Source organism: Novacetimonas hansenii JCM 7643, assembly GCF_000964405.1.
Taxonomy (GTDB): domain Bacteria; phylum Pseudomonadota; class Alphaproteobacteria; order Acetobacterales; family Acetobacteraceae; genus Novacetimonas; species Novacetimonas hansenii.
This window is the reverse complement of sequence record NZ_BANE01000086.1, coordinates 1-1,555: the sequence shown is the minus strand read 5'-3', so window position 1 is coordinate 1,555 and position 1,555 is coordinate 1. Positions and strand designations below refer to the sequence as shown.

The 1,555-nt window shown below is 66.3% G+C and carries 2 protein-coding genes; one reads left to right on the top strand and one right to left on the bottom strand.

Annotated features, from left to right (window positions below; genetic code table 11):
* Nucleotides 1-210 (bottom strand): hypothetical protein (locus tag B7G66_RS07060; RefSeq protein WP_148424782.1); only part of this gene is annotated, 210 nt, incomplete at its 3' end.
* Nucleotides 211-273: 63 nt separating this feature from the next.
* Between B7G66_RS07060 and argJ the strand changes: the two genes are divergently transcribed.
* A complete protein-coding gene (argJ, locus tag B7G66_RS07055; RefSeq protein WP_003622088.1) occupies nt 274-1,509 on the top strand; it encodes a bifunctional glutamate N-acetyltransferase/amino-acid acetyltransferase ArgJ in 1,236 nt (411 codons plus the stop codon).
* Nucleotides 1,510-1,555 lie beyond the last annotated feature (46 nt).

Sequence of the window (1,555 nt, the reverse complement as noted above, 5' to 3'; positions counted from 1 at the left end):
CCCCGCCGCCCGCCGCCGCGCACTGATCGCGCGACGGTGCGGCATGGCGCAACGGGGCATCCCCACGCGCCATGCCGCGCCAGACCGGCCCGCATGGGCCGCGCAGGCCGGGCCGGGGATGACCCGTGTTGCCCCGGCCGCCCCGGCACGGCGGATGCGTAACACCATGACCTGCCCTGTCGTGGCCTGCCGCGTCATTTCGTGCCGCATCGTGTAACATGTTCCCGTTTCGCGTGGGATCAAACCCACCCCACACCAAGGACCAGATGTGTCATGGCTGACGCTCTTCCCACCTCCCCGCTTGCACGGCCATTCCCCGAACTGAAGCCCATGGCCGGCGTCCGCTTTGGCGCCACGGCGGCGGGCATCCGCTATGCGGGGCGTACGGACCTTGTCATGGCCGAATTCACGCCCGGCACGACGGTCGCGGGTGTCTTTACACGCAGCAAGTGCCCCGGTGCGCCGGTGGACTGGTGCCGCGCCGCACTGGCCGGTGGGGTGGCGCGCGCGCTGGTGGTGAATGCGGGCAACGCGAATGTCTTTACCGGTCGCGCGGGGTACGAGGCGACACAGGCCAACGCCGCCGACGCCGCGCGCCTGACGCAATGCGCGGCAAGTGAGGTCTTCCTTGCCTCCACCGGTGTCATTGGCGAGGTCCTGCCCTATCGCAAGATCAGCGACGCGCTGCCGGGCCTATATGCGACACTGTCGGATGACGGGTGGGAAGGCGCCGCGCGTGGGATCATGACCACCGATACCTTCCCCAAGGGCGCGGTGCGTGAAACCACGATCGCGGGCACCACCGTGCGCATCCAGGGCATCGCCAAGGGCAGCGGCATGATCGCCCCGGACATGGCGACGATGCTGGCGTTCATCGCGACTGATGCCGCCCTTCCGGCGCCGGTGCTTCAGGCGTTGCTGTCGCGCGGGACGGAAAAGAGCTTTAATTGCACCACGGTTGATTCCGATACATCGACCTCGGACATGGTGCTTTTGTTCGCGACGGGCCGGGCGGGCAATCCCGCCATCACGGATGCCCATGACCCCGCCCTTGCGGACTTCACACAGGCACTCGACTCCCTGTTGCTGGAACTCGCGCTGCTGGTGGTACGTGATGGCGAAGGCGCGACGAAGATGATGCATATCCGCGTCACCGGCGCGACATCCGACGAATCGGCCAAGCGCGTGGCAATGGCCATCGCCAATTCCCCGCTGGTGAAAACCGCGATCGCGGGGGAGGACGCGAACTGGGGCCGTGTCGTCATGGCTGTGGGCAAAAGTGGGGAACCCGCCAATCGCGACACGCTGTCGGTTGGGATCGGCGGCACATGGATCGCGCGCAACGGCACCGTGGTCGCGGGATATGATGAAACGCCGGTCGTCGCCCACATGAAGGGGCAGGAGATCGAAATCGACGTGGACCTCGGCCTGGCCAACGGCATCGGGCAGGCATGGACATGCGACCTGACGCATGGCTACATCGACATCAACGGCTCCTACCGCAGCTAGAGGCAGATCCTGTTTGAATGCGTGCATTCAAACAGGTGAAGATGCT